This is a genomic window from Acinetobacter sp. C15, from assembly GCF_013420645.1.
Taxonomy (GTDB): domain Bacteria; phylum Pseudomonadota; class Gammaproteobacteria; order Pseudomonadales; family Moraxellaceae; genus Acinetobacter; species Acinetobacter indicus.
In genome coordinates this window covers 1-23205 of record NZ_VOXR01000028.1, presented here as the reverse complement: position 1 = coordinate 23205, position 23205 = coordinate 1, and the positions used below count along the sequence as shown (strand labels likewise).

Annotated in this window: 23 protein-coding genes and 1 pseudogene; 14 read left to right on the top strand and 10 right to left on the bottom strand. The window is 44.8% G+C overall.

The window, feature by feature from the left end; all coding sequences use genetic code 11:
* Positions 1-361 precede the first annotated feature (361 nt).
* Positions 362-904, top strand: coding sequence for an adenine phosphoribosyltransferase (locus FTT63_RS11000; RefSeq protein WP_005179368.1), 543 nt, complete (start codon positions 362-364; stop codon positions 902-904).
* Between the two features lie 53 nt (positions 905-957).
* Here the strand turns inward: FTT63_RS11000 and FTT63_RS10995 are convergent, their stop codons facing one another.
* A complete protein-coding gene (locus FTT63_RS10995; RefSeq protein ID WP_034598188.1) occupies positions 958-1464 on the bottom strand; it encodes a YqiA/YcfP family alpha/beta fold hydrolase in 507 nt (168 codons plus the stop codon).
* A gap of 256 nt (positions 1465-1720) precedes the next feature.
* Between FTT63_RS10995 and lysS the strand changes: the two genes are divergently transcribed.
* The gene (gene lysS, locus FTT63_RS10990) at positions 1721-3247 is read left to right on the top strand and encodes a lysine--tRNA ligase (protein ID WP_005179355.1); all 1527 of its coding nucleotides are present in this window, start codon (positions 1721-1723) and stop codon (positions 3245-3247) included.
* 94 nt (positions 3248-3341) lie between these two features.
* On the opposite strand, the gene FTT63_RS10985 is transcribed toward lysS, so the two are convergent.
* Positions 3342-3884, bottom strand: coding sequence for a hypothetical protein (locus tag FTT63_RS10985; RefSeq protein ID WP_016659284.1), 543 nt, complete (start codon positions 3882-3884; stop codon positions 3342-3344).
* Between the two features lie 324 nt (positions 3885-4208).
* On the opposite strand from FTT63_RS10985, the gene cysD reads away from it, so the two are divergent.
* Positions 4209-5123, top strand: a complete 915-nt coding sequence (gene cysD, locus FTT63_RS10980; RefSeq protein ID WP_005179347.1) for a sulfate adenylyltransferase subunit CysD — start codon at positions 4209-4211, stop codon at positions 5121-5123.
* Between the two features lie 103 nt (positions 5124-5226).
* Positions 5227-6840, top strand: a complete 1614-nt coding sequence (gene cysN, locus FTT63_RS10975; protein WP_168381860.1) for a sulfate adenylyltransferase subunit CysN — start codon at positions 5227-5229, stop codon at positions 6838-6840.
* 469 nt (positions 6841-7309) lie between these two features.
* Here cysN and FTT63_RS10970 read toward each other — a convergent pair whose 3' ends face one another.
* A complete protein-coding gene (locus tag FTT63_RS10970; protein WP_016659282.1) occupies positions 7310-7672 on the bottom strand; it encodes a co-chaperone YbbN in 363 nt (120 codons plus the stop codon).
* Positions 7673-7801: 129 nt separating this feature from the next.
* Here FTT63_RS10970 and FTT63_RS10965 point away from each other — a divergent pair, with 129 nt between their 5' ends.
* The 4 genes from FTT63_RS10965 (at position 7802) to FTT63_RS10950 (ending at position 10902) form a co-directional block, all read left to right on the top strand.
* Complete coding sequence (locus FTT63_RS10965; protein ID WP_163141497.1) at positions 7802-8794, top strand: NAD(P)H-quinone oxidoreductase; 993 nt, start codon at positions 7802-7804, stop codon at positions 8792-8794.
* 225 nt (positions 8795-9019) lie between these two features.
* The gene (locus tag FTT63_RS10960; RefSeq protein WP_005179332.1) at positions 9020-9190 is read left to right on the top strand and encodes a hypothetical protein; all 171 of its coding nucleotides are present in this window, start codon (positions 9020-9022) and stop codon (positions 9188-9190) included.
* A gap of 168 nt (positions 9191-9358) precedes the next feature.
* Positions 9359-10255: a YafY family protein gene (locus FTT63_RS10955; RefSeq protein WP_127800573.1), complete on the top strand. Its 897-nt coding sequence runs from the start codon at positions 9359-9361 to the stop codon at positions 10253-10255.
* A gap of 140 nt (positions 10256-10395) precedes the next feature.
* Positions 10396-10902, top strand: coding sequence for a hypothetical protein (locus FTT63_RS10950; protein WP_016659280.1), 507 nt, complete (start codon positions 10396-10398; stop codon positions 10900-10902).
* 72 nt (positions 10903-10974) lie between these two features.
* Here FTT63_RS10950 and FTT63_RS10945 read toward each other — a convergent pair whose 3' ends face one another.
* Entirely contained in the window at positions 10975-12291 is a 1317-nt protein-coding gene (locus tag FTT63_RS10945; protein ID WP_163170295.1) for a hemolysin family protein, read from the bottom strand.
* Positions 12292-12415: 124 nt separating this feature from the next.
* Positions 12416-13405, bottom strand: coding sequence for a LysR family transcriptional regulator (locus tag FTT63_RS10940; RefSeq protein WP_005179328.1), 990 nt, complete (start codon positions 13403-13405; stop codon positions 12416-12418).
* Positions 13406-14042: 637 nt separating this feature from the next.
* Between FTT63_RS10940 and FTT63_RS10935 the strand changes: the two genes are divergently transcribed.
* Positions 14043-15644 (top strand): isocitrate lyase, encoded by a 1602-nt coding sequence (locus tag FTT63_RS10935; protein ID WP_168383180.1) that lies wholly within the window; start codon positions 14043-14045, stop codon positions 15642-15644.
* 144 nt (positions 15645-15788) lie between these two features.
* Here the strand turns inward: FTT63_RS10935 and FTT63_RS10930 are convergent, their stop codons facing one another.
* The gene (locus FTT63_RS10930; RefSeq protein WP_127800577.1) at positions 15789-16553 is read right to left on the bottom strand and encodes a copper resistance protein NlpE N-terminal domain-containing protein; all 765 of its coding nucleotides are present in this window, start codon (positions 16551-16553) and stop codon (positions 15789-15791) included.
* A 178-nt stretch (positions 16554-16731) separates the two neighbouring features.
* Positions 16732-17196, bottom strand: a complete 465-nt coding sequence (locus tag FTT63_RS10925; RefSeq protein ID WP_005179322.1) for a copper resistance protein NlpE — start codon at positions 17194-17196, stop codon at positions 16732-16734.
* A 264-nt stretch (positions 17197-17460) separates the two neighbouring features.
* Between FTT63_RS10925 and FTT63_RS10920 the strand changes: the two genes are divergently transcribed.
* Positions 17461-18054: a 1-acyl-sn-glycerol-3-phosphate acyltransferase gene (locus tag FTT63_RS10920; RefSeq protein WP_127800579.1), complete on the top strand. Its 594-nt coding sequence runs from the start codon at positions 17461-17463 to the stop codon at positions 18052-18054.
* Positions 18055-18216: 162 nt separating this feature from the next.
* On the opposite strand, the gene FTT63_RS10915 is transcribed toward FTT63_RS10920, so the two are convergent.
* Both FTT63_RS10915 and FTT63_RS10910 read right to left on the bottom strand, forming a co-directional pair.
* On the bottom strand, positions 18217-18549 hold the full coding sequence (locus FTT63_RS10915) for a hypothetical protein (protein WP_180192277.1): 333 nt from the start codon (positions 18547-18549) through the stop codon (positions 18217-18219).
* Between the two features lie 124 nt (positions 18550-18673).
* Positions 18674-19435 carry a 3-oxoacyl-ACP reductase gene (locus FTT63_RS10910; RefSeq protein WP_168370105.1) on the bottom strand — a complete coding sequence of 254 codons (762 nt, stop codon included), beginning with the start codon at positions 19433-19435 and terminating at the stop codon, positions 18674-18676.
* Between the two features lie 143 nt (positions 19436-19578).
* Here FTT63_RS10910 and FTT63_RS10905 point away from each other — a divergent pair, with 143 nt between their 5' ends.
* The 4 genes from FTT63_RS10905 (at position 19579) to ureC (ending at position 22943) form a co-directional block, all read left to right on the top strand.
* The gene (locus FTT63_RS10905; protein WP_180192276.1) at positions 19579-20454 is read left to right on the top strand and encodes an urease accessory protein UreD; all 876 of its coding nucleotides are present in this window, start codon (positions 19579-19581) and stop codon (positions 20452-20454) included.
* 155 nt (positions 20455-20609) lie between these two features.
* Positions 20610-20912, top strand: a complete 303-nt coding sequence (gene ureA, locus FTT63_RS10900; protein WP_005179314.1) for an urease subunit gamma — start codon at positions 20610-20612, stop codon at positions 20910-20912.
* Between the two features lie 9 nt (positions 20913-20921).
* Positions 20922-21230 carry an urease subunit beta gene (locus tag FTT63_RS15770; protein WP_152342449.1) on the top strand — a complete coding sequence of 103 codons (309 nt, stop codon included), beginning with the start codon at positions 20922-20924 and terminating at the stop codon, positions 21228-21230.
* A gap of 12 nt (positions 21231-21242) precedes the next feature.
* Positions 21243-22943, top strand: coding sequence for an urease subunit alpha (gene ureC, locus FTT63_RS10890; RefSeq protein WP_127800930.1), 1701 nt, complete (start codon positions 21243-21245; stop codon positions 22941-22943).
* A 36-nt stretch (positions 22944-22979) separates the two neighbouring features.
* On the opposite strand, the pseudogene FTT63_RS15610 reads toward ureC, so the two are convergent.
* Positions 22980-23205, bottom strand: a pseudogene (locus FTT63_RS15610) (DDE transposase); the annotation flags it as partial.

The window sequence follows — 23205 nt, the reverse complement described above, 5'->3', positions numbered from 1 at the left end:
GTCTAATGCTTCATTTCTAAAGCTGAATGGCTAAGAAGGACAAAATTTATCTTTAAAATCTCAAACATTGCATAGTGTCGGACAATATGCACACTAAAAACCAGCGCAAATCTTTTCAAAATATATGAGAGATCACCTAAATTTCGACTAAAGTCGGACAGCTATTTTTACTTAAATAGGCTATTCTATAATTAAGATAATCTATATTGGTTATTTAGTATAAAAATACCATTAATAAAAACAATGATTTAATAATTTTAATCGGGTTTTATTTAAACCTGAAGGGCGGACTTTGGCTGGTCTTCGTGGTCAAGACGCTGTAAAATTCACCTATTCTTTTTAATCTCTCTCCGATCTCCTTATGAGCAAGCTGTCTACAACGTTGTGGTCTCACATTCGTACTGTCCAAAACTTTCCTAAAGCCGGTATTTGTTTTTATGACTTGACCCCTTTATTCATGAAAAATATTGGTCCGTTGACAGATGCTTTAATTGAAAGCATTCCTGCAGAAAAACTGGCTGAAGTAGACAGCTTTATTGCAGTAGAAGCACGTGGTTTTGTGCTGGCTAGCCTGTTGGCACAGCGTACTGGCAAGGGCTTATTGCTGGTGCGTAAAGCCGGTAAATTACCACCACCGGTAGTGGGTGTGGGTTATAGTCTGGAATACGGTCTAGACCGTCTGGAAATGGCGGCAGATGTCACCGGTCAGAAAGTTATTATTGTGGATGATGTATTAGCGACTGGCGGTACCTTAAAAGCAGTGAAACAACTGGCGGAAAAATGTCAGCATGAAATTCTGGGTGCCAGCATTTTCCTGGATTTACCAGATTTACACGCAGATTTGGGTCTGAACATCTGGTCGGTACTGGATGAACGCTCTAAGCCGGTGGAAGCAGTTGCTTAAGTCTGAGCACTACCCTGTGAAACATAGAAAGCCTTGCTGAGTGCAAGGCTTTTTTATTTGTGCAGTGATTGCTGTTCCAGTTGCCAGATTAAAGGATTGATATTTTCAGGACACACCAGCCGATGATGACCACCTTTAAAAGCATGAATTGGCATGTAATTTTCCAGCTGGGTTTGTACCCAGTGCATGTCCAGCTGTTCATCGCCGAGTTCCAGATAGGCCAGCTGCGGAATATCATGGTCCAGTTCCTGTTCGGAAATCTGCGGATAGTCCGGTCGAAAGTCGGGCTGTAAACTCGGATTGGCAATCACGCAGGGAATACCATGCAGCGCCGACATCTTTAAGGCCCAATAGCCGCCGAGGCTATGTCCGACAATAATTTCAGGCTGGATTTTAACAATAATATCGTTATAGAAACTGGCCACAGTCTGGTAGTTCAGATTGCGATAATCCACGGTAATACAGTATTTTTTATCTGCGCAGATGGCATGGAACTTACTCGATTCACGTGAGGAATCTAGCCCATGCAGAAATAGGATTTTCGAGGTGCATCTATTCATTGTTTTCATTCACACTCAAGCGTCTATTGAATAGTTGAAAAGTTCCCTTTTCAATTAATTTCTCTTGCTTATTGTAAGAGTGGTGACGCAAGAAAGAAGTTAGCTATTGGTCTAACAGTTCAGCAAAAGGCGAGGTGCTGTTTAGCAGAGGTTTAGAAAATGAAAAAAATGGCTTAGGATTCAGCAGAGCATACGAAAAGCCAAATAAATCTGCTATGCTATTGCACTTCATTTTTTAGTAATTTTCGAGGCAGAGATGACGCAACCAAACGCTCAGTCGACTTCTGAACCCACTATTTCCGAAAACGATTTAATTGCACAGCGTCATGCCAAGTTAAAGCAAATCCAAGAAAAGGCTCAGGAAAGCAACAGCAGCCCATGGCCGAACACCTTCAAGCGTGAACATTACGCGCAAGATTTACAAGAACAGTTTGCCGACAAATCTAAAGAAGAAATTGAAGGCGGCGACAAGGTGTATGTGTCGGTGGCTGGCCGTGTCATGCTCAACCGTGGTTCATTTATCGTAATTCAGGACATGACGGGTCGTATCCAGCTGTATGTGGCCCGTAAAGAACTTAGCCCTGAAACCTTGGAAACCATTAAAGGTTTGGACCTCGGCGATATTATTGCTGTTAAAGGTTATATCGGCCGTTCAGGTAAAGGCGATTTATATGTGCATATCGAGCACTTTGAATTGCTGACCAAATCGCTGCGCCCATTACCAGACAAGTTCCATGGCCTGACCGATACTGAAGTGAAGTATCGTAAGCGTTATCTGGACCTGATTGTAAACGAAGAAACCCGTAAGACTTTTGAAATTCGTGCCAAAGTGGTATCGGGCATCCGTGCGTTTTTAACTGAAAAACGTTTCATGGAAGTCGAAACCCCAATGATGCACGTGATTCCAGGTGGTGCATCGGCGCGTCCATTTGAAACCCATCACAATGCACTGGATATGCCATTGTTCCTGCGTATTGCGCCAGAACTTTATTTAAAACGTCTGGTGGTGGGCGGTTTTGAACGCGTGTTCGAAATTAACCGTAACTTCCGTAACGAAGGTGTATCGACCCGTCATAACCCGGAATTCACCATGATTGAATTCTATCAGGCTTATGCAGACTACAAAGATTTGATGGAACTGACCGAGCAGATGCTGGAGAAACTGGCCATCGACATCTTGGGTTCGACCGATGTGCCGTATGGCGATGAAGTGTATAGCTTCAAAGGTCCGTTCAAGAAAATCTCGATGTTTGATGCGATTCTTGAGCACAACCCGCAATTCACGCCTGAAAACGTCAATGACCGTGAATTTCTGGCCAACTTCGTACAAAACGAACTGAAAGAGCAGGTAAAACCAGGATTTGGTTTAGGCAAGCTGCAAACCATCGTGTTTGAAGAAACAGTTGAAACTCAACTGCGTCAGCCAACCTTCATTACTGAATACCCGGCAGAAACCTCGCCGCTGGCACGCCGTAATGATGAAAACCCACACATCACTGACCGTTTTGAATTCTTCATTGGTGGTCGTGAGCTGGCAAACGGCTTCTCAGAGTTAAATGATCCAATTGATCAGGCAGAGCGTTTCCAGGCACAGGTGGCTGAGAAAGATGCTGGTGATGATGAAGCGATGCACTACGACGCAGACTTCGTTGAAGCACTGGAATATGGCTTGCCACCTACAGCAGGTGAAGGGATCGGGATTGACCGTCTGGTGATGTTATTCGCCAATGCACCAAGTATCCGTGATGTGATTTTGTTCCCGCATATGCGTCACAAGAACTAAAATCTGCTACATCAAATAACCCGCGAATCTCGCGGGTTATTTTTTTGTTTGAGTATCATCAAGCTATACGTAAAGCACAGATCAGAAGAATCGCTTAGATTAAACTGGTCTGAATACGCACTTTCATGTTCAGGCTTTGCTGCACAATAAAGGATTTCATCCACTGCACCTGTTCACCCATTGGATTGGTTTTGACTGCGGTGTCGAGGAAGGCCAGTTCCGGGCGCTGGAACAGTTGCTGTTCAATGGCCTGTTCCAGCTGGCTTGAGGTGGAGGCCAGTGGCATGCTGACCAGATAAAAGGCCTTTGGATAATTATAAAAGGCATACATCAGGTTAAAGGCTTTCTGGTCACCTTTTAAATTGCCGGCACCAATTTCATAACCGCGATCCTGATTACTGTGGGTCAGACCAATCAAAAACTCGATATTATGGTCCGAAAGTCGTAGACCAAATTGCAGCCCGATCTGATCGGCACTGAACTCGTGCTGGACAAAGGTATTTAGTGCAGAACCATCTTCATCAAACGCTTCCTGCAACACCAGCATGTGCTGCTGATGCTGATACAGAAAGCCGGCAAGCTGCGCCTGTTCCAGCTGGGCTTTTAAGGTGGCTAAATCGTAATGACTATAAGGCATGGGAGCAATCAGAAAAAATTAAAATTTGTTTTATTTTAGGTGTTTCACTTGGAAAATGAAGCGATCTATTAGAGCTTTTAACAATAACTCAATAGATAGAAGTGAGCATAAAAACGGCGACTGGAAAATAGTGATCAGGCTAAAAATAAGCGATGCTGTGCAGGGTATGAGTAAACTTTGATAGCAATATCAGTAATCCTGTATATGACGTTTTTGCATATTAATATAATAAAACAAGCAATAGTACAGATAACTAAATCTCTATAATGAATATAAATTTTATAAAGTGTAATAAGTACACGTTGATTTAAGCTGGTGTTGTCCATGTCATTAAATGAGGAAAGACTTACTCATCTGAAACAGCTTGAAGCTGAGAGTATTCATATCATCCGTGAAGTTGCTGCCGAGTTTGAAAATCCGGTTATGCTGTACTCGATTGGTAAAGATTCTGCGGTAATGCTGCATCTTGCCTTGAAAGCCTTCTATCCTGCAAAACTTCCATTCCCTCTGTTACATGTCGATACAGGCTGGAAATTCAAAGATATGATTGAATTCCGCGACAACATGGCCAAGAAACATGGTTTTGATCTGATTGTGCATCAGAACCAGGAAGGCCGTGACGCCGGAATCAATCCATTTGATCATGGTAGCTCAAAATACACCGACATCATGAAAACCCAGGGGCTGAAACAGGCGCTGGACAAATACGGTTTTGATGCTGCATTTGGTGGTGCGCGCCGTGACGAAGAAAAATCACGTGCCAAAGAACGTGTCTATTCTTTCCGTGATTCCAAACACCGTTGGGACCCGAAAAACCAGCGTCCAGAACTGTGGAACCTTTATAACGGTAAGGTCAACAAGGGCGAAAGCATTCGTGTGTTCCCATTGTCGAACTGGACCGAGCTGGACATCTGGCAATACATTTATCTCGAGCAGATTCCAATTGTTCCATTGTACTTTGCTGCTGAACGTCCAGTGGTAGAACGTAGTGGTACACTCATTATGGTTGATGATGAGCGTATGCGTTTACATGAAGGCGAAGTACCACAAATGAAATCGGTACGTTTCCGTACGCTTGGCTGTTACCCGCTGACCGGTGCAGTTGAGTCAGGCGCAGATACCTTGCCTGAAATTATTCAGGAAATGTTGCTGGCCACCAGCTCGGAACGTCAGGGTCGTATGATTGACCATGATGAAGCCGGCTCGATGGAGAAGAAGAAGCAAGAGGGCTACTTCTAATTTCTCCCAGCCTCTCTTTAGACAAGAGAGGAAATTCCCTCTTGGTAAAAGGGAGATACAGGGAGATTAAACCGGTTTCTAAAGAATTTGTGGAGTTTGAGCAATGTCTCATCAATCAGAACTCATTAGCCAAGATATTTTGGCCTATTTAAAACAGCACGAAAATAAAGACTTATTGCGTTTCCTGACCTGCGGTAACGTCGATGATGGTAAATCGACCTTAATTGGTCGTCTGCTTTATGATTCAAAACTGATTTATGAAGATCAGTTGCAAGCGGTAACCCGTGACTCGAAAAAAGTCGGGACGACAGGGGATGCACCTGACCTGGCTTTACTGGTCGATGGCCTGCAGGCAGAACGTGAGCAGGGTATTACCATTGATGTGGCGTATCGCTATTTCTCGACTGAAAAGCGTAAGTTCATCATTGCCGATACCCCGGGACATGAGCAATATACCCGTAACATGGCCACTGGTGCATCAACTGCGGATCTGGCGATTATTTTAATTGATGCACGTTATGGCGTGCAGACCCAAACCCGTCGTCATACCTTTATTGCCAGCCTGCTGGGTATTAAGAACATTATTGTTGCCATCAACAAAATGGACCTGGTGGAATTCTCTGAAGCGCGCTTTAATGAAATTCAGGCGCAATATAACGAGTTCGTGAACCAGCTTGGTGACCGTAAACCGGCCAATATCATTTTCACGCCAATTTCTGCCCTGAATGGCGATAACGTGGTGAACAAGTCGGCCAATACTCCGTGGTACAGCGGCGAAACTTTGATGGAAACGCTGGAAAACGTGGAAATTAGCCGGACTTCAGGTAAAAACGAATTCCGCTTCCCGGTGCAATATGTCAACCGTCCAAACCTCGACTTCCGTGGTTTTGCTGGCACCATTGCTTCGGGCGACATCCGTGTGGGTGATGAAATTGTCGCGTTGCCATCAGGCAAACGTTCTACCGTCAAAGACATTGTAACTTTTGATGGCAATTTGGAACGTGCTTTTGCCGGTCAGGCGGTTACCCTTACCCTGAATGATGAAATTGATATTTCACGCGGTAACCTGCTGGTCAAAGCGGGCGATCAACCGGAAATTTCACGTTCTGCACGCGCAACTGTGGTGTGGATGAATGATCAGCCACTGGTCAAAGGCAAGCTGTACAACATTAAGCTGGGTACACAAACTGTTCCTGCCAAAATTGCTGAGATTAACTACCGTGTAAACGTGAATACGCTGGAAAAAACCCAGGTAGAGCAGCTGGAACTGAACGCGATTGCTGATGTTCAGATCGAGTTTGATGCGCCAGTGGTATTTGACCGTTATCAGGACAGCCGTTATACCGGCTCGTTTATTTTCATTGACCGTTTAAGCAACGTGACCGTTGGTGCGGGTATGGTGGAAGCGGCGGTAGAATGGACCGCACATGATGAACCTGTGACTGCGGAAGATCGTGCTGCCCGTTTAGGTCAAAAACCTGCTGCGGTGACTGTCACTGCACAAGCACTGGAAAATGCACAAGCGCTGGAAAGCCTGCTGATTCAGCAAGGTGTAGTTGCAATTGTAAAAGCGGGTCTGAATGCTGCTCAAGTGGCATTACTTCGTGAAACTGGTGTTGTGGTGGTCACCGATGTTGCTGAAGGCACTGACGTAAGCTATGGCACCGAAGCCGTTGAAGAACTGGCTGAGAAAATTGTGGAGCTGGTTCGTCTATAAGACTGGGCTGGTTAAAGAAAACCTACCGCAAGGTGGGTTTTTTTATGGCTTTTAGATTCTTGGTGGGACTGCTGTGTCTATTTCAAACTTAATGATCTACGCGAATATTCTTACTCTATACAATCTGGTGTAGAGCGGGAAGATACACAAGATTTTATTTATATTGCGCTTATGTTTGGCTGTGCCAGTAGAGTTCAGGCAGAGCAATCAAAGTGTGGTTACGATTAAATGACGAATAATTGAAAAATCCATCGAGAGTGATCAGGAGAATTTTCAATCTGCTTATCATAGTGCAAAAAATAGCAGTCGCTGCGCTAAGCATAGTGCTGATCATCGGGCGGATGACTATTCACCACTTTACTATCCGGAGGAGAGGGGTGAGCGTATGCTCAAGGGCGATCAGACGTGGTTTTAACCCACTAAATTTTAAGGTGGGCAATCTAAACTTCAGTGAAATAGAAAATAGCATTTATTCTCTTAAATCTACAGGCTGAGAAGAATCATCCAAAAGCTGCGCTAGAATAGATTTCATCTCTGTCAGACTTTTGACCCCTGCAATTCTGTGGATGATCTGTCCCTGCTTGAAAATCAGGGTCGAAGGTAATCCATAGACATGATAACGCAGGGTGAGAATGGGAGATTGATCGACATTAATCTTGCCAAATTTAATCTCTGGCTGATGGTAGGCATAATAGCCGGCCAGTTCGGCAAACACCGGAAAATTCTGTACGCAGGGTGCACACCAGTCTGCATAAAAGCGGATCACGGCAAAGCCATCAAACCATTCAAATTCACTGTAATTATTTTCGTTATAGTCGATGACTTGGGTCATGGCTCACCTGAGTTATCAATCTGCGAAATATACATCTCATTATACATAAGTCCGGCTTGGCTTCATTCCGTCATTTTTCTATGTTCAAATAGAGTACAGAAACTTGCACTGAACAATTAAGGAAAATCCATGTCACAAGCGACGATGCAGCAGGTCATTATTACAGAACCAGGCGGCCCGGAAAAACTGGCCTATGAAAGTGTGGCTATTCCGACACCAGCAACCAATGAGGTGCTGGTTAAGGTTCATGCCTTTGGTTTAAACCGCCCGGATATCTTGCAGCGCCAAGGCCTTTATCCAATGCCGAAAGGGGTGACGCCTGTGCCGGGGCTGGAAGTGGCAGGTGAAGTGGTAGCGGTAGGCGAAGAGGTCAGCAAATTTAAAGTCGGCGATAAAGTTTGTGGCCTGACCAATGGCGGTGGCTATGCAGAATACTGCGTGGTTCCGGAAAGCCAGACCCTGACCATTCCTGAAGGCTTGAGTTTTGTACAAGCTGCGGCTATTCCAGAAACCTTCTTTACCGTATGGGCCAATGTGTTCCAGATGGGACAAGCCAAGGCTGGCGAAACAGTACTGGTACATGGAGGCAGCAGCGGTATTGGTACCACAGCGCTGATGTTATGTAATGCGCTGGGCATGAAAACCTTTGCCACTGTGGGTTCAGATGAAAAAGTTGCAGCTATTTCACACCTGACCACCGCCATTAACTACAAGACGCAAGATTTTGAGCAGGTGATTAATGAACAGACCGACAATGGCGGCGTCGATGTTATTTTAGATATCGTTGGTGCACCTTATCTGGAACGTAACCTGAACCTGTTACGCCGTGATGGTCGTCTGGTTTATATCGCGTTCTTGGGCGGTGCCAAAGCCAAAGATGTGAAACTTGGCCCGATTATGATGAAGCGCCTGACCATTACCGGTTCAACCATGCGTGCGCGTAACACCGCAGAAAAAGCCGAAATTGCCCAAGGCTTGCAAGACGCAGTGTGGCCATTATTGAGCAAAGGTGAATGTCTGCCGATGATTTTTAAAACCTTTAAATTTGATCAGATCCAGGAAGCGCATGCGGCCATGGATACCGGTGATCATATTGGCAAGGTTGTGGTAGAAATTATTTAACTCTGCATCTAAAAAAGACCGGCTATTGCCGGTCTTTTTTTATGCTTATCTCAAGTTAGTACATTGATGTTTATTACTTAAACTGTAAAAATTTTACTAAAAATTAAAATATACGTGATGTATTTGACACAACCTGTCGAAACTGTGTTGTATATTAGCCATCATCCAAAATAGACATCATAAAAATAAACTGGATATTTCAAAGAAGAGACAGAGGACAGAATCATGAGAATTTCATCTACAGCATATACCACCACCCAGAATATACGTGCTTTAAGGCGCATTCATCGGGCCATTATCCGTCAAAAAATAGGTCTGGCAGATATCCACCGGGTGTATAGTGCCATGCTGCATTTAGAGCGTTATGTGGATCGCCTGGATCAGAATAAGCCTTAAGTGTAAGCTGAATGCAGTATTGCGATACGGATTCTGATTTACTTTTAACGTAAATGTATTTAAAGTTTTGGTCTAATTATTTATATGATTTTTATTTAATAAATTTTAATTTATGTTTGTTTAATTGATAGAAAAAACAGTGCCTTAAAACAGCACCATGAGGGTATCATGAAGTGTGTTACTTCAACACATGAACGACTGGCTGAACGGCTGGTCAGTATTTTAACCAAACTCAATGTAGGGCATCAGCTGAGTATTCCGGAACTGGCCCAGGAATTTAAAGTCAGCACCCGCACCATTGAACGTGACTTTGATCGGCTGAATGCCTATCTACCTTTATTGCAGGACAAACGCAGCAAAAAATACTATCTTGATGCTTCCTATTTGGGACGGTTTAAACTTCAGGATATCCAGAACTTTGCCCAGTTGTCGGGCATTAGCGATCTTTATCCCTCGCTGGATATTTCGTTCCTGCGTGAGCTGATGGATCATCGTGCCAATCTGGTGTTTTCCGCCAAGGGCTATGATTATGAAGACAGCAGCCAATATGCCGAACATTTTAAAACCCTGACCCAGGCCATTCAGCAGCGTCAGTACATTGGCTTTATCTATAAAAACAAGTCCCGTCGGGTGCAGCCTTATCGCCTGATTCATCATCATGGTAACTGGTATCTGGCTGCGGTGCATTCGGATACCTTAAAAGTGTATCGCCTGAGCCTGATTGAGCAGATTGAACTCAGCTATGAACTGGACCCGTTTGAGCATGATCCGGCTATTCTGCAACAGCTGGAAGATGAAGAAGGTATCTGGTTTGGTCATGAACAGCAGGAAGTACATTTATCGGTTGCGGCAGATGCCGCGCTGTATTTTAAACAGCGCCGGCTGTTTCCAAAGCAGCAGATCCTGGAAGAAAAGCCGTGTGGCAGCCTGCTGATTTCCTGCCAGATTCGCCATCATATTCAGCTTTATCCGCTGGTGCGCTACTGGATTCCCTATGTCAAAATTGTAGCGCCGCTGCATTTACAAACCGAGCTGGAGCAGAGCCTTAGCCATTATCTGCATTAATTCGTATTGTGGGTATGCATTTGAGTTTTGATGACCATTAAGACTGGCCTCTTATTCCTGCCATAATTGCTACGGAATCTGTCGAGCTTTAAGTGAAATTATGCGAAAATAGCGTTTTACTTTTTGCCCAAGGCTATTTCATGATTGACCAGTCTCCTGAATCTTTAAGCGATATTGAAATTATAGACATCCTTCAGAGTATGAAGAATGATGTGCTCAATAGCGAAGCCAAAGAGATTATCCGCAAAGGCGGAAAAGTGGGACGTCAGGAAGCGCATAAACAGGCCTTGGTGGCATTACATCAATCTTTTGAAGAAAAATTTGTTGAAGCGGTGACGCTGGCATTGAGCCTGAATGAAGCCCAGGCCAAAAAAATCCGCTATAAAAAAGACCGGATTCGTATTTTAAAAGCCCGTCAGATTGATTATCTGGCCATTGATGGCGCAGAAACCGCCCAGGTGCTGGCACAAATTGCACAAGCCATTGTCCGTGAAGATGCGATTGTGACCCATGACCTGCACAATATTTTCCCGTTCTGGAAAGAAGGTTGGCCAATGGTGCAGTTCGACAGCGCCTATAAAATTCTGGAAGATGATATTGCCATTCACTATCAGGCGGTGCTGGATGAATTGCTGCGTCAGTTTTAATTGAACTGCTGCATAAAAAAACCTTCTAGAGTCTAGAAGGTTTTTTATGGCTGTTAATTGGAGGAAGATGGATTATTCCTGTTCCGGCGGCTGGTTATTTTCCAGTAAACGTGTCACCAACAGCTGGTCAATTTTAAAATGATCGACATCGACCACTTCAAATTTATAACCGCCATATAACACGGTATCGGCTGGACGCGGAATCTTGCGCAGTTGATACATCATAAAACCGGCCAGAGTTTCATAGTTTTCTTCATCGGGCATCTCTTCAATTTCAAGCGCATGTTTCATGTCTTCAATTGGAGTACTGCCATCAATCAGCCATGAATTATTATCACGTTTAATAATCTGCTGTTCTTCTTCAATAGGGGTTACCCAGTCGCCCATTACGGTAATCATAATATCGGACAGGGTAATGACGCCGACCACCAGTGCGTACTCATTAATTACCACTGCAAATTTTTCTTTGGTCGAACGGAAGCGGTCCAGTACTTCAGATAGGGTCAGAGTATCGGGAATGGTGAGTACATTACGAATGGTTGATTCATTCAGCTGGTTAATTTTCTGGTTATTTAGAATCCGTACCAGAATATCTTTGGCATCAACATAGCCAATCACTTGATCAATATTCTCATTACAGACCAGAAATTTGGAATAGGGGAACTCGGCCAGTTTCTGGCGAATGCTGTCTTCGGCTTCATTCAGGGTAAAGTACACCACATTTTCACGCGTGGTCATGCTGGACGGGACATTACGTTCTTCCAGTTCAAACACGTTTTCAATAAAGTGATGTTCCTGTTTTTGCAACACACCCGCTTGGGCGCCGGCATCCATCACTGCGGAAATATCATCAAAGGTAATATTGTCATCGCGGATGGTATTGACCTTAAACAGCCGGAACAGCATATTGGCGATGGCATTAATAAACCAGGCCAGCGGTTTGCAGACGGTAATAAATACCTGTACTGGATTGATCACGGAAATAGAAATTTTCTCTGGTGCAATCATGGCCAGGCGTTTCGGCATCAGGTCGGCGAACAGAATAAATAAAGAGGTGACTAAGGTAAAAGACAGCGTGAAGCTGAGGGTTTCGGCCCACGGTCCGGTATAGAAGCGGGTGACAAAATCGTAGAAATACGGGCGAAAAGCACCTTCACCTAAAATACCGCCTAAAATGGCAATCGCATTCAAGCCAATTTGCGAGGCGGCAAAAAAGTCTGCCGAGTTTTCCTGTAAATCCAGTACTTTTTGCGCACGTTCATCTCCGGCTTCAGCCAGAATTTTTAATTTGACCTTACGCGCACCGGCCAGAGCGATCTCGGTCAGTGATAAAAAACCTGCTCCTGCAATCAGTATGAAAATAATAACAATGTTCTGGAAGAGGCTCACGAATCCACCTGCGGATTTTTATTCTGAATATTTTTAACGTCAAAAACATCGAGTAGTGCACCGGGCACTACTCATGTTCATCTTAGTATAAGCTTTAAAAAGAGAGATTTATGAGCGTTTTTTGTCAAAATTGAGAAAATTGTGAGTTATTCATTAAAAACTCACGGTTTTCTTCTTCAATCATTTGACGGGCCACATACAGAATCAGCTGACGTAACCAGCGATGCGCCGGATGATGATGCAGTAACGGACACCAGGCCATCTTCAATTCAAATTCCGGAATATAAAACGGCGGGTCTTTAATCAGCAGATTCTGGCTTTTGGCCTGTAAACGAGCAATTCGGGTCGGTAAGGTGGCCACCAGATCCACATTGGATGCCAATAAGGCCGGCATCTGATAATGACGGGTAAAGACTGAAATCTTGCGTTTTTGACCAATCCGCTCCAGTGCCTGATCAATCCAGCCTAATCCGGCCTGTTTTTCAGGATTAACGCCAAAGCCAACGCCCATACCGGTTTTAGAGACCCAGATATGCTGTGCATCTAAATAGCTTTTTAGGTTCAGGTTGCCGGCCGCCGGGTGTTTCTGATTGAGTAGACAGGAAAAACTGTCACGCCAGACCAGTACCTGGTGGAAACTTTGCGGAATTTCATTAAAGCGGTTGATGGCTAGGTCTACCTTGCCTTGTTCCATGTCACGATAGGAGACATCACTTGGAGTCAGAAAGTCGAGCACCACATTTGGCGCTTCAGAACGCAAGGCTTTGACCAGACGCGGCACCAGAGTGGCTTCGGCATAGTCTGAAGTCATAATCCGGAATACGCGATTAGAGGTATACGGGCGGAACTCGGTACGGGGTTCCAGAATCATGGATAAATCGGACAGGGCATCACGAATACGCGGTTGTAATTCAAGTGCGCGTTCGGTCGGGGTCATCCCTTCAGATGAACGGATGAGCAGGGGATCATTAAATAAGTTACGTAGACGACGTAAAATGTTACTCATGGCGGGTTGGGTAACGCCCAATTGTTCAGCTGCTCGAGTGACATTTTTTTCGCGAAGTAATACGTCCAGGTAAATTAGTAGGTTGAGATCGACCCGCTCCAGATTCATAAAAAAAATACCGAAAATAAACCCAAGAAATTATTTGGATTATGCCATAAGCCTGAAGGCTTGGGTAGAACAATTACCGAAAAAGCCTGTTCCCTGATCGGATCAATTCCTGCATATTTACCGGGTTTTTCGGCCCAATTCGCGCGGGGGTTAAGCGGCTTAAATCAGCGCGTGTCGGGTTGATTCAAACCTCATCGCATCCACCTGCAGAAATGCTTGAGTTGAGCGACTCAACACAAGCATGGTCTTCTTCTATTCACTGTCAGGTTGGCTCTACCAGGCTAAAAATAAGCCGGATATTGCCTTGATTTTGTACGGAAAAAGCCGTACCCGACTTAAGTATAATGAATATAAAAAAAGCAAATGGTGTGTTTTTTAATCGGTTATTTGAATTGTAAAATAAAATTTATTTAATAAAAATCAAATATTTGTTTTGTAATATAAATTTTCGGATACGACTTTGATCTACATATTTTTTAAATAAATAGTGAAGATTCTTTGAGGATATTGGATTAATTTTCTAACTCACTCTAATCTGTACTCAACACGACGAAGTGCTCTAAATCTGAACACATCCAGAGGTATGATTTTAGTCATTTCGTTGGAGAAAATCCTAAAATTAATACAGGAAAATATCATGACTACATACCAAACAGCGATTGATGCAATCCGCGAATTGAAAGCGAAATTCGGTAACACTTGGGCAGACATCAGTCCTGAAGATGCTGCGCGTATGCAGATGCAAAACCGTTTCAAAACTGGTTTAGACATTGCTAAATATACAGCTGCGATTATGCGTCGTGATATGGCTGAATACGATGCAGACAGCAGCAAGTATACTCAATCATTAGGTTGCTGGCACGGTTTCGTTGCGCAACAAAAAATGATTGCGAACAAAAAATACTTCGGTACAACCTCTAAGCGTTATATCTACCTGTCTGGTTGGATGGTTGCTGCACTTCGTTCAGAATTCGGTCCACTTCCTGACCAATCTATGCACGAAAAAACTTCTGTTCCTGCATTGATCGAAGAAATCTACACTTTCTTACGTCAAGCTGACGCAAAAGAATTAAACGATTTGTTCCGTGCACTGAAAAAAGCACAAGACGCAGGTGATACTGCTAAAGCAGCTGAAATCACTGCTCAAATCGACAACTTTGAAACTCACGTTGTGCCAATTATTGCCGACATCGACGCTGGTTTCGGTAACGAAGAAGCAACTTACTTACTTGCGAAGAAAATGATCGAAGCGGGTGCATGTGCACTTCAAATCGAAAACCAAGTTTCTGACGCGAAACAATGTGGTCACCAAGCTGGTAAAGTAACTGTTCCACACGAAGACTTCATCGCTAAAATCCACGCGTTACGTTATGCGTTCTTAGAAATGGGTCTTGACGACGGTATCATCGTTGCACGTACTGACTCTGAAGGCGCTGACTTAACTCAAAAAATCCCAGTAGTTAAAGAGCCAGGCGACATCGCTTCTCAATACATCAGCTACTTAGACACTCAAGAAATTGACATCTCTGAAGCGAAAGAAGACGAAATCCTAATCAAGCGTGATGGTAAATTACACCGTCCTAAGCGTTTAGCTTCTGGCTTGTACCAGTTCCGTGAAGGCACTCAAATTGACCGTGTTGTACTTGACTGTGTAACTAGCTTACAAAACGGTGCTGACCTTCTTTGGATCGAAACTGCGACTCCAAACGTAGAAGAAATCGCTCACATGGTTAACCGTGTACGTGAAGTTGTGCCAAATGCGAAACTTGTTTACAACAACTCTCCATCATTCAACTGGACACTGAACTTCCGTCAACAAGCGTACGACCGTTGGGTTGCTGAAGGTAAAGACGTATCTGCATACGACCGCGCTAAATTAATGAGCGCTGAGTACGACGATTCTGAATTGGCTGCTGAAGCTGACGAAAAAGTACGTACATTCCAAGCAGACGCTTCTCGTGAAGCAGGCGTGTTCCACCACTTGATCACTCTGCCTACTTACCACACAGCTGCTCTTTCTACTCACGAGCTTGCTCAAGGTTACTTCGGTTCTGAAGGTATGTTGGCTTATGTTGCTGGCGTACAACGTAAAGAAATCCGCGGTGGTATCGCTTGTGTTAAACACCAAGCAATGGCTGGTTCTGACATCGGTGACGATCACAAAGAAATTTTCTCTGGTGACAACGCGCTTAAAGCAGCGGACGAAGCTAAAAACACAATGAACCAATTCAACGCGTAATCGCTTGATGGTTTAAAAGAAAACCCTGCATCTGCAGGGTTTTTTTATGCTTGAATAAAAAGAATAAATAAGAAAGAAAAAAGAAGATCAGTACAGCAAGATAAAAAGAAACGGCAGAATAGAAAATGAAAGAAAAAAGAAAAGCTATTTCACCTTAATATAGTCCGCCACCGCATTGTCCGGATAATTAAAGCTGATTTTATTGTAGCGGGTGTGCTGGGCCGGAATAGGTTCTAAAAAGCTTTCATCAACCAGCGCGTTATATTCCTGATAGTTTTGATCGACCAGAATAATATCGCTGACTTTCAGTTTTAGCGGCTGATCTGACTGGTTATGAATACGCATATAGTAGTCATGCGCTTTGACGGTATCGGTAATATCGCGAAAGCTTAAGCTATCAATATGTTCGGCCTGAATGTCGGCATGTTTCAGCGCATTGCTGACTTCAATGGTCGCAACACGTTCCAGTTTTAGTGCTGGCTGTTTGGATGAGGCATCTACAAGTTCCAGCCCGTTTGCTGTGGGCTGCAATTGTTGAATCTGTTGATCAGTACTGATTAATTGGGCAGTCTGTTCATTGGTATAGCTGACTTGACCTTGTGTATTCTGGCTACGCTGACGGCGAGCATAGATACGGGTATCTTGCAGGCTGTAGCTCTGATCCGGATGAATCTTTAACTCAAGAATACGCTGCTGGCAATCATCACAGTCAAGGATGGTTTTGTAGTGACCGGCCAGCGGCTCCGGCTGTGGTGCTGCTGTTTCAGCAGCAGGCATTAGGCTGTCTTGCGGTTGGGTTTCAGTTTGGGCCTGGGCATTGCTCATGGTACTGCTTTTTTCAGCTTGCCCACCGCAACCACTTAAACACAAGGACAAGGTGCTAATTGCAAGAAGAGAACGAGATAACATGGCAACAGATCAATCTTTGGATAAGGTATTAAACATAAACTTTTCGGGCATATTCGCCTAGAGCAGAGGGCTAAATTGGACCGCTGTTTTGTAGCAAATTTTATCGCGGGCAAAAAATCGTTTTGAAACAAGAAAAGCCACCAAAGCGGTGACTTTTAGCAGTGCTAGATCTTGTGCTTTATTGCAGATCTTTTTGCAGACGATAATTCTGGCTGGCATCAATATTGTCGCCATTATTGACATCACGCGCTTCAATAAAGTTTTCACCGACAAAGAATTTACGGTTATTGGCAGCCTGATCCAGAATAATAACGGCAGGATCATTCGGGTCAAATTCAAACGTACCGGTAATTTTGGACTCCTGACCATTGGCACGGCCCAGGAATTCTTCACTCAGCTCATAGGTTTTATCCATTTTTAGCTCAAGCTCGGTTTCAATGCCCTGGCAGTCGCTACACGGCAAGACCCCTTTATATTCTCCCGGCCAGTCCAGTGCGGTGGCGGCTGTATCATTGGCGCTCATGTCAGTGGCTGCGGCAGGCGAGGTGGTTTCTGCATCACGGGCGGTTTCAGGGGTTTTATTGTTATCACAGGCGGCCAGTAACAGCGCCGTGAGGGCAAGGCTCAAAATTTTTATTTTCACCGATCAATCTCCTGACAGGACAGATAGGGTCAGCATAGCCTGATTGTAAAAATTGCCCTGTTGGGTTTCTGTGAGTATTTATTTTCAGTTTCCGGCATCCGGTTTATTTAAGAAAAACCCGAAAGATTGGCAGGAATGGCGATTGACGGTTTGGCTAATTGTATACATTTATATATTAATTGATTAAATATTCGGCAATCTGCTCTTTTTTAAATCTGTTGAGTTGTTAAACTTCGCGCAATTTTTATTGTGTGGATTGTGCTTGTGTTTGAGAAGTTGGCAGAACAGAGCTTGGGGCTGATGGGCTGGGAAATTGACAATCACTGGCCGCTGGATTTGGACCAGTGTGTGATGATTGCCGCGCCGCATACCAGTAACTGGGATGCACTATATGCACGTTTGGCGCTTAAAGCCTTGGGCGTGAATGTTCGCCTGACCATTAAAGACAGTTATATGAAGTTTCCGTTTGGGCCTTTTGTCCGTGCAATGGGCGGAATTGGCATTGACCGTCGTCCGAAGGCAGCCGGTGAGCAGCGTCCGAGCATGGTGCAGCTGATGAGCGATTTGTTCAAGCAGCATCCCAAGCTGGTGATGCTGGTTACGCCAGAAGGTACACGCGCCAAACAGGAACAGTGGAAAACCGGTTTTTATCATGTGGCGGTAACGGCTGGCGTGCCGATTGCACTGGCTTATATGGACTACGCCCAGAAAAAATGTGGGGTAGGTAAAATTGTCTATCCATCGGGAGATATGGAAAAAGACATGGCAGAAATCATGGCGTTTTATGCCAGCATTGCCGCCAAATTCCCGGAACAGTTTAGTGTCGATACCCGTTACTATGCAGAACCGGCTGAATAATCGTTCATCGTTAAAAAAAGAAGACAGGGCATCGACCCTGTCTTTTCATTTATGTACTTTCAATATCAACATTGGCCGTACATCAAGATGTGAGAGATTGAAGCTTCTCTCTGATTGATCCGCTGTTTTGTGTGATCAAACTTCTAAATATCTAATTTTGATTTAAGGCTGTTCTGCTTTGGGAAAAATCCCGCCCAACGATTGGCAGGCTGCGGTATAAAGCTGATATTGCTGCTGCACAATTTCATCCACCGCCAGGCTGGATTGCTGTTCACTTTCCCGATACTGTTCCACATAACGGCTGGCTTTTTGCCGGGCGGCAACCAGTGCATGTTCGTGATAGCTGTTAATGGCACTATGTGTCATTAGCGCGGTTTCAATATTGTGGCATTCAAATTGCGCCAGCAATTGTTCAGCGCGTTTTAATTCTTGGGAGTTACCGAACATACAGGCGCTCAGCAGGGTGCAGCAGGCCAAAGCAAACAGGGGTTTCATGTTAGCAAAATAGTGAAGAGAGGATAGGCCATAGTCTAGCGAATTCAGCCCACCTCTAGCATGACAAACCGGTTTAACTGCTTAAAAATTAGTTTATTGTGATAAAAGTCACACAAAACTGCAGTTAACCTTTGACCAGACCGCCATCGACAATCAGGTTTTGCCCGGTGACTGCACGCGAATACGGTGACAGGAACATCATAATGGCAGCAGCAAATTCTTCCGGGGTGGTAACGCGGCGTAGTGGCGTCGAGGCAGCAATTAAATCAAATACCGCATCTGGCGTGGCTTTGCTGGCATCGGTGGTTTGGAGCAGCCCGCCAGACAACATATTCACGTTAATACCATATTGGCCCAGATCATGCGCTGCAGTACGGGTAAAGGCCAACAGTGCGGCTTTGGCGGTGGTGTAGTCATGATAAGGCACCACCGGATTCTGCACGAGGTTGGTACCAATATTCACAATACGGCCAAATCCGGCAGTTTTCATATCCTCAAGCGCTGCTTGGGTGGTATTGAGGGCAGCCACAACTGCACCATCAAACTGTTGCTGCATGATGGCCGGCGTCAGATCTTCGACTTTGGGACGGGCATCACCATTAAACTCAAAGTTAATTAAGGCATTGTTGATGACACTATGAATGGCCTGACCAAAATGCGCCTTGGCTGCGGCAAAGAGAGCCTGCACTTGGGCTTTGTCAGTGACATCGGCCTGATAGGCAAAGACCTGCTCAGGATACTGTTGCACCAGTTGCTCGGCAGCAGCGGCACTGTTTAAATAATTTACCACTACACGCGCCCCTTCCGCCAATAAGGTTCGGGTAATCGCCAGGCCTAAACCGCGTGCGCCGCCAGTCACTAAAACAATTTGATCACGAATTTGCATATTGTTCACATCCTCATTCCCTATGCAGATGCACCATAGCAAGAAATGGCAGTCAGCCAAAGCGAAATCTGTGCCGATAGAAACTGGTGCAGTTATTGCTTAATGCCAGGGCATAGACTTCAAAAAGATACGAATTGAGCAAAATGAATCAGCTGGTGGCAACAGAAGTGAAGCCTGCGGTGCAATATTGGTTTGCACAGCTCGAACTTGGCTTTAAAGGCGCAGAAAATCGCACCGTATTGGAACATCGTAAACATCATGGTCCTGTTCGGGTGCAAAAAATGCTGTGGCCGGAAAAAACCGGGGTGTGCCACGCCATTATTGTGCATCCACCGGCAGGCATTGCCGGGGGTGATCATTTAACCTTTCAGATGTCGGCAGAGCAGGCCGCACATGCCTTGGTGACCACGCCGGGTGCAGGAAAATGGTACAAGACCAATCAAAAACAGGCTTTCCAACATATTGATATTACAGTTAAAGATGCCTCTATTTTTGAATGGCTACCACAAGAAACCATGCTCTTTAATGGTGCACATGCCAATTCTGAAACCAGAGTTATTTTGGAGGATGCCGCCAGTTTTATTGGTTGGGATATGTTGGTACTGGGCCGTCAGGCGCGCCATGAAACATTTATCGAGGGCAGTTATCAAAATCGATTTCAGCTGTACCGGAACAATAAATTACTGGTCACTGACCGTTTGAGTTTTAGTGGCAATGACCGCTGGCTCAGCTCCTGTTTGGGAATGAACGGTCATGCAGTCATGGCTAGCTTCTGGGCAGTGCCGCCAAAAAAATTCCGCTCAAAATTCTATTTAGATCAGCAGATTGATCAAATCCGTGAGCTGATTATGCGCATGGATATTAAGGTGACGTTAACCCTGCTGGATGATGTGGTGACAGCACGTTATCTGGGGGATGACGTACGCCAGTGTCATGATGCTTTCGCTGCGATACGTGCCAAGCTGCGCCGTGACTGGTTTGATTTAGATGAAGAATTTCCGAGGATTTGGCGGACATAAAATGAAGTTCTCCCTCCCAATGGGAGGGAGCTAGAGGGAGGGTAAATACATTGGGTTTATTACCTCTCCCTAACCCTCTCCTGAAAGGAGAGGGAATATCATTTTTTAGCACACATTTTGCATTATATCCTTTAGAACAAATTTAGGAACGAGATATGGAACTCAATCCCACTGAAAAAGACAAAATGCTGATTTTTACTGCGGGCTTGGTGGCCGAACGTCGTAAAGCACGTGGGCTAAAACTGAACTATCCCGAGGCGATTGCTTATATTTCTGCCGCGTTGTTAGAAGGCGCGCGTGATGGTATGAGCGTGAGTGAGCTGATGCATTACGGTACCACGTTATTAAAACGTGAAGATGTGATGGAAGGTATACCGGAAATGATTGCCGAAGTTCAGGTTGAAGCGACTTTTCCAGATGGCTCAAAACTCGTCACTGTGCATCAACCGATTGTCTAGGAGTCAAACATGATACCTGGAGAAGTGATTACCCCTGATTTAGATATTGAAATGAATGTGGGGCGTCAGACCTTAAAAATGACCGTGGCAAATGCCGGTGACCGTCCGATTCAGGTCGGTTCACATTTTCATTTTTATGAGGCCAATGATGCTTTGCAATTTAACCGTGAAGCGGCACGAGGTTTTCGTTTAAATATTGCCGCAGGCACAGCGGTACGTTTTGAGCCGGGTCAAAGCCGGGATATTGAACTGGTGGCTTTAGCCGGTAAACGCGAAGTCTATGGCTTTGCCGGTCGTGTCATGGGTCCATTGGATTAAGGAAAAATTAAAATGAAAATGTCACGCCGTGCCTATGCAGAAATGTTTGGTCCAACGGTAGGCGATCGGGTTCGTTTGGCCGATACCGAACTGTTTATTGAAGTGGAACAAGACCTCACCACTTATGGTGAAGAAGTTAAATTTGGTGGTGGTAAAGTCATTCGTGATGGAATGGGGCAGTCACAACTTTTGGCTGATGACGTTGCCGATACCGTCATTACCAATGCTTTAATTGTAGATTGGTGGGGCATTGTTAAAGCTGATGTCGGTTTAAAGAACGGACGTATCTGGAAAATTGGTAAAGCCGGCAACCCTGATATTCAGCCGGATATTACCATTCCACTTGGTGCTGCTACTGAAGTGATTGCAGGTGAAGGACAAATTTTAACAGCAGGTGGTGTGGATACCCATATTCATTGGATTTGCCCACAACAAGTGGAAACTGCACTCATGTCAGGCGTCACCACCATGATTGGTGGCGGTACAGGTCCTGCAGCAGGCACATCGGCAACGACGGTGACTCCGGGTCCTTGGCATATTTCCACCATGCTGCAAGCCATTGACGATTTACCCATGAATATTGGTTTATTGGGTAAAGGTAACCTCAGCCAACCTGACCCAATTGCCGAGCAAATTCGTGCAGGTGTAGTGGGTTTAAAACTGCATGAAGATTGGGGCTCGACACCTGCAGCGATTGATAACTGTTTGACTGTGGCAGATGAATTTGACGTGCAAGTCGCAATTCATACCGACACTTTAAATGAAAGTGGTTTCTTGGAAGAAACGTTGGCGGCATTTAAAAACCGTACCATTCACACTTATCATACCGAAGGTGCCGGTGGTGGACATGCGCCTGATATTTTAAAAGCCATTGGTCAGCCGAATGTATTGCCATCGTCGACCAATCCAACCCGTCCTTATACCATCAACACCATTGATGAACATCTGGATATGTTGATGGTCTGTCACCATTTAGATCCTGCAATTTCGGAAGATGTGGCGTTTGCGGAAAGTCGTATTCGCCGTGAAACCATTGCAGCGGAAGATATTTTGCAAGACTTAGGCGCAATTGCCATGATGTCATCGGATTCGCAAGCGATGGGGCGTGTTGGAGAAGTGGTGATACGCACATGGCAAACCGCACATAAAATGAAAGTGCAGCGTGGACCTTTAGAGGGTGACAATGCCACGCATGACAATCATCGTGTGAAGCGTTATATCGCCAAATATACGATTAACCCTGCGATTACCCATGGTTTAAGTCATGAAATTGGCTCGGTGGAAGTCGGTAAACTGGCCGATTTAGTGTTGTGGAAGCCCGCATTTTTTGGTGTAAAACCATCGATGATTATTAAAGGCGGGATGATTGCGGCAGCGCCAATGGGCGATATTAATGCGTCAATTCCAACACCGCAGCCAGTGCATTATCGTCCGATGTTTGGTGCCAATGCCCGTGGTGTGCATAACACCTGTATTACGTTTTTGTCGCAAGTGGCGATTGATGCGAGTGTGCATGAAAAGCTAGGGCTGAAAAAGTTGATTAGCCCATGTAAAGGCACACGGGATATTCAGAAGAAAGATATGAAGTTGAATACTTACTGTCCTGTGATGGAAGTTGACCCTGAAATTTATGAAGTTCGTGCAGATGGTCAGTTGCTGACCTGTGAGCCTGCGGAAGTGTTGCCAATGGCACAAAGGTATTTCTTGTTTTGATTAAAAAAAGCTCCATAACAGGGTAATGCCAGTCAGTTAAGAGATTGACTGGCTTTTTCTTGGGTATTTTTGAGGTTTTCCTTTTACAACCCTTGGATAACTCCTCACTCTTCTCTCAGGTATAACATACCGATTAGATTTCTCCATTAAACTTTCCAGATGTTTGGGTAGATTACCTGCAGAAGCCAAAGAGTCGAATCTGAGTAAATTAAGAAGGGCAATAGATGCAATATGAAAACTGATCCTCAACGGGCTTACTTTG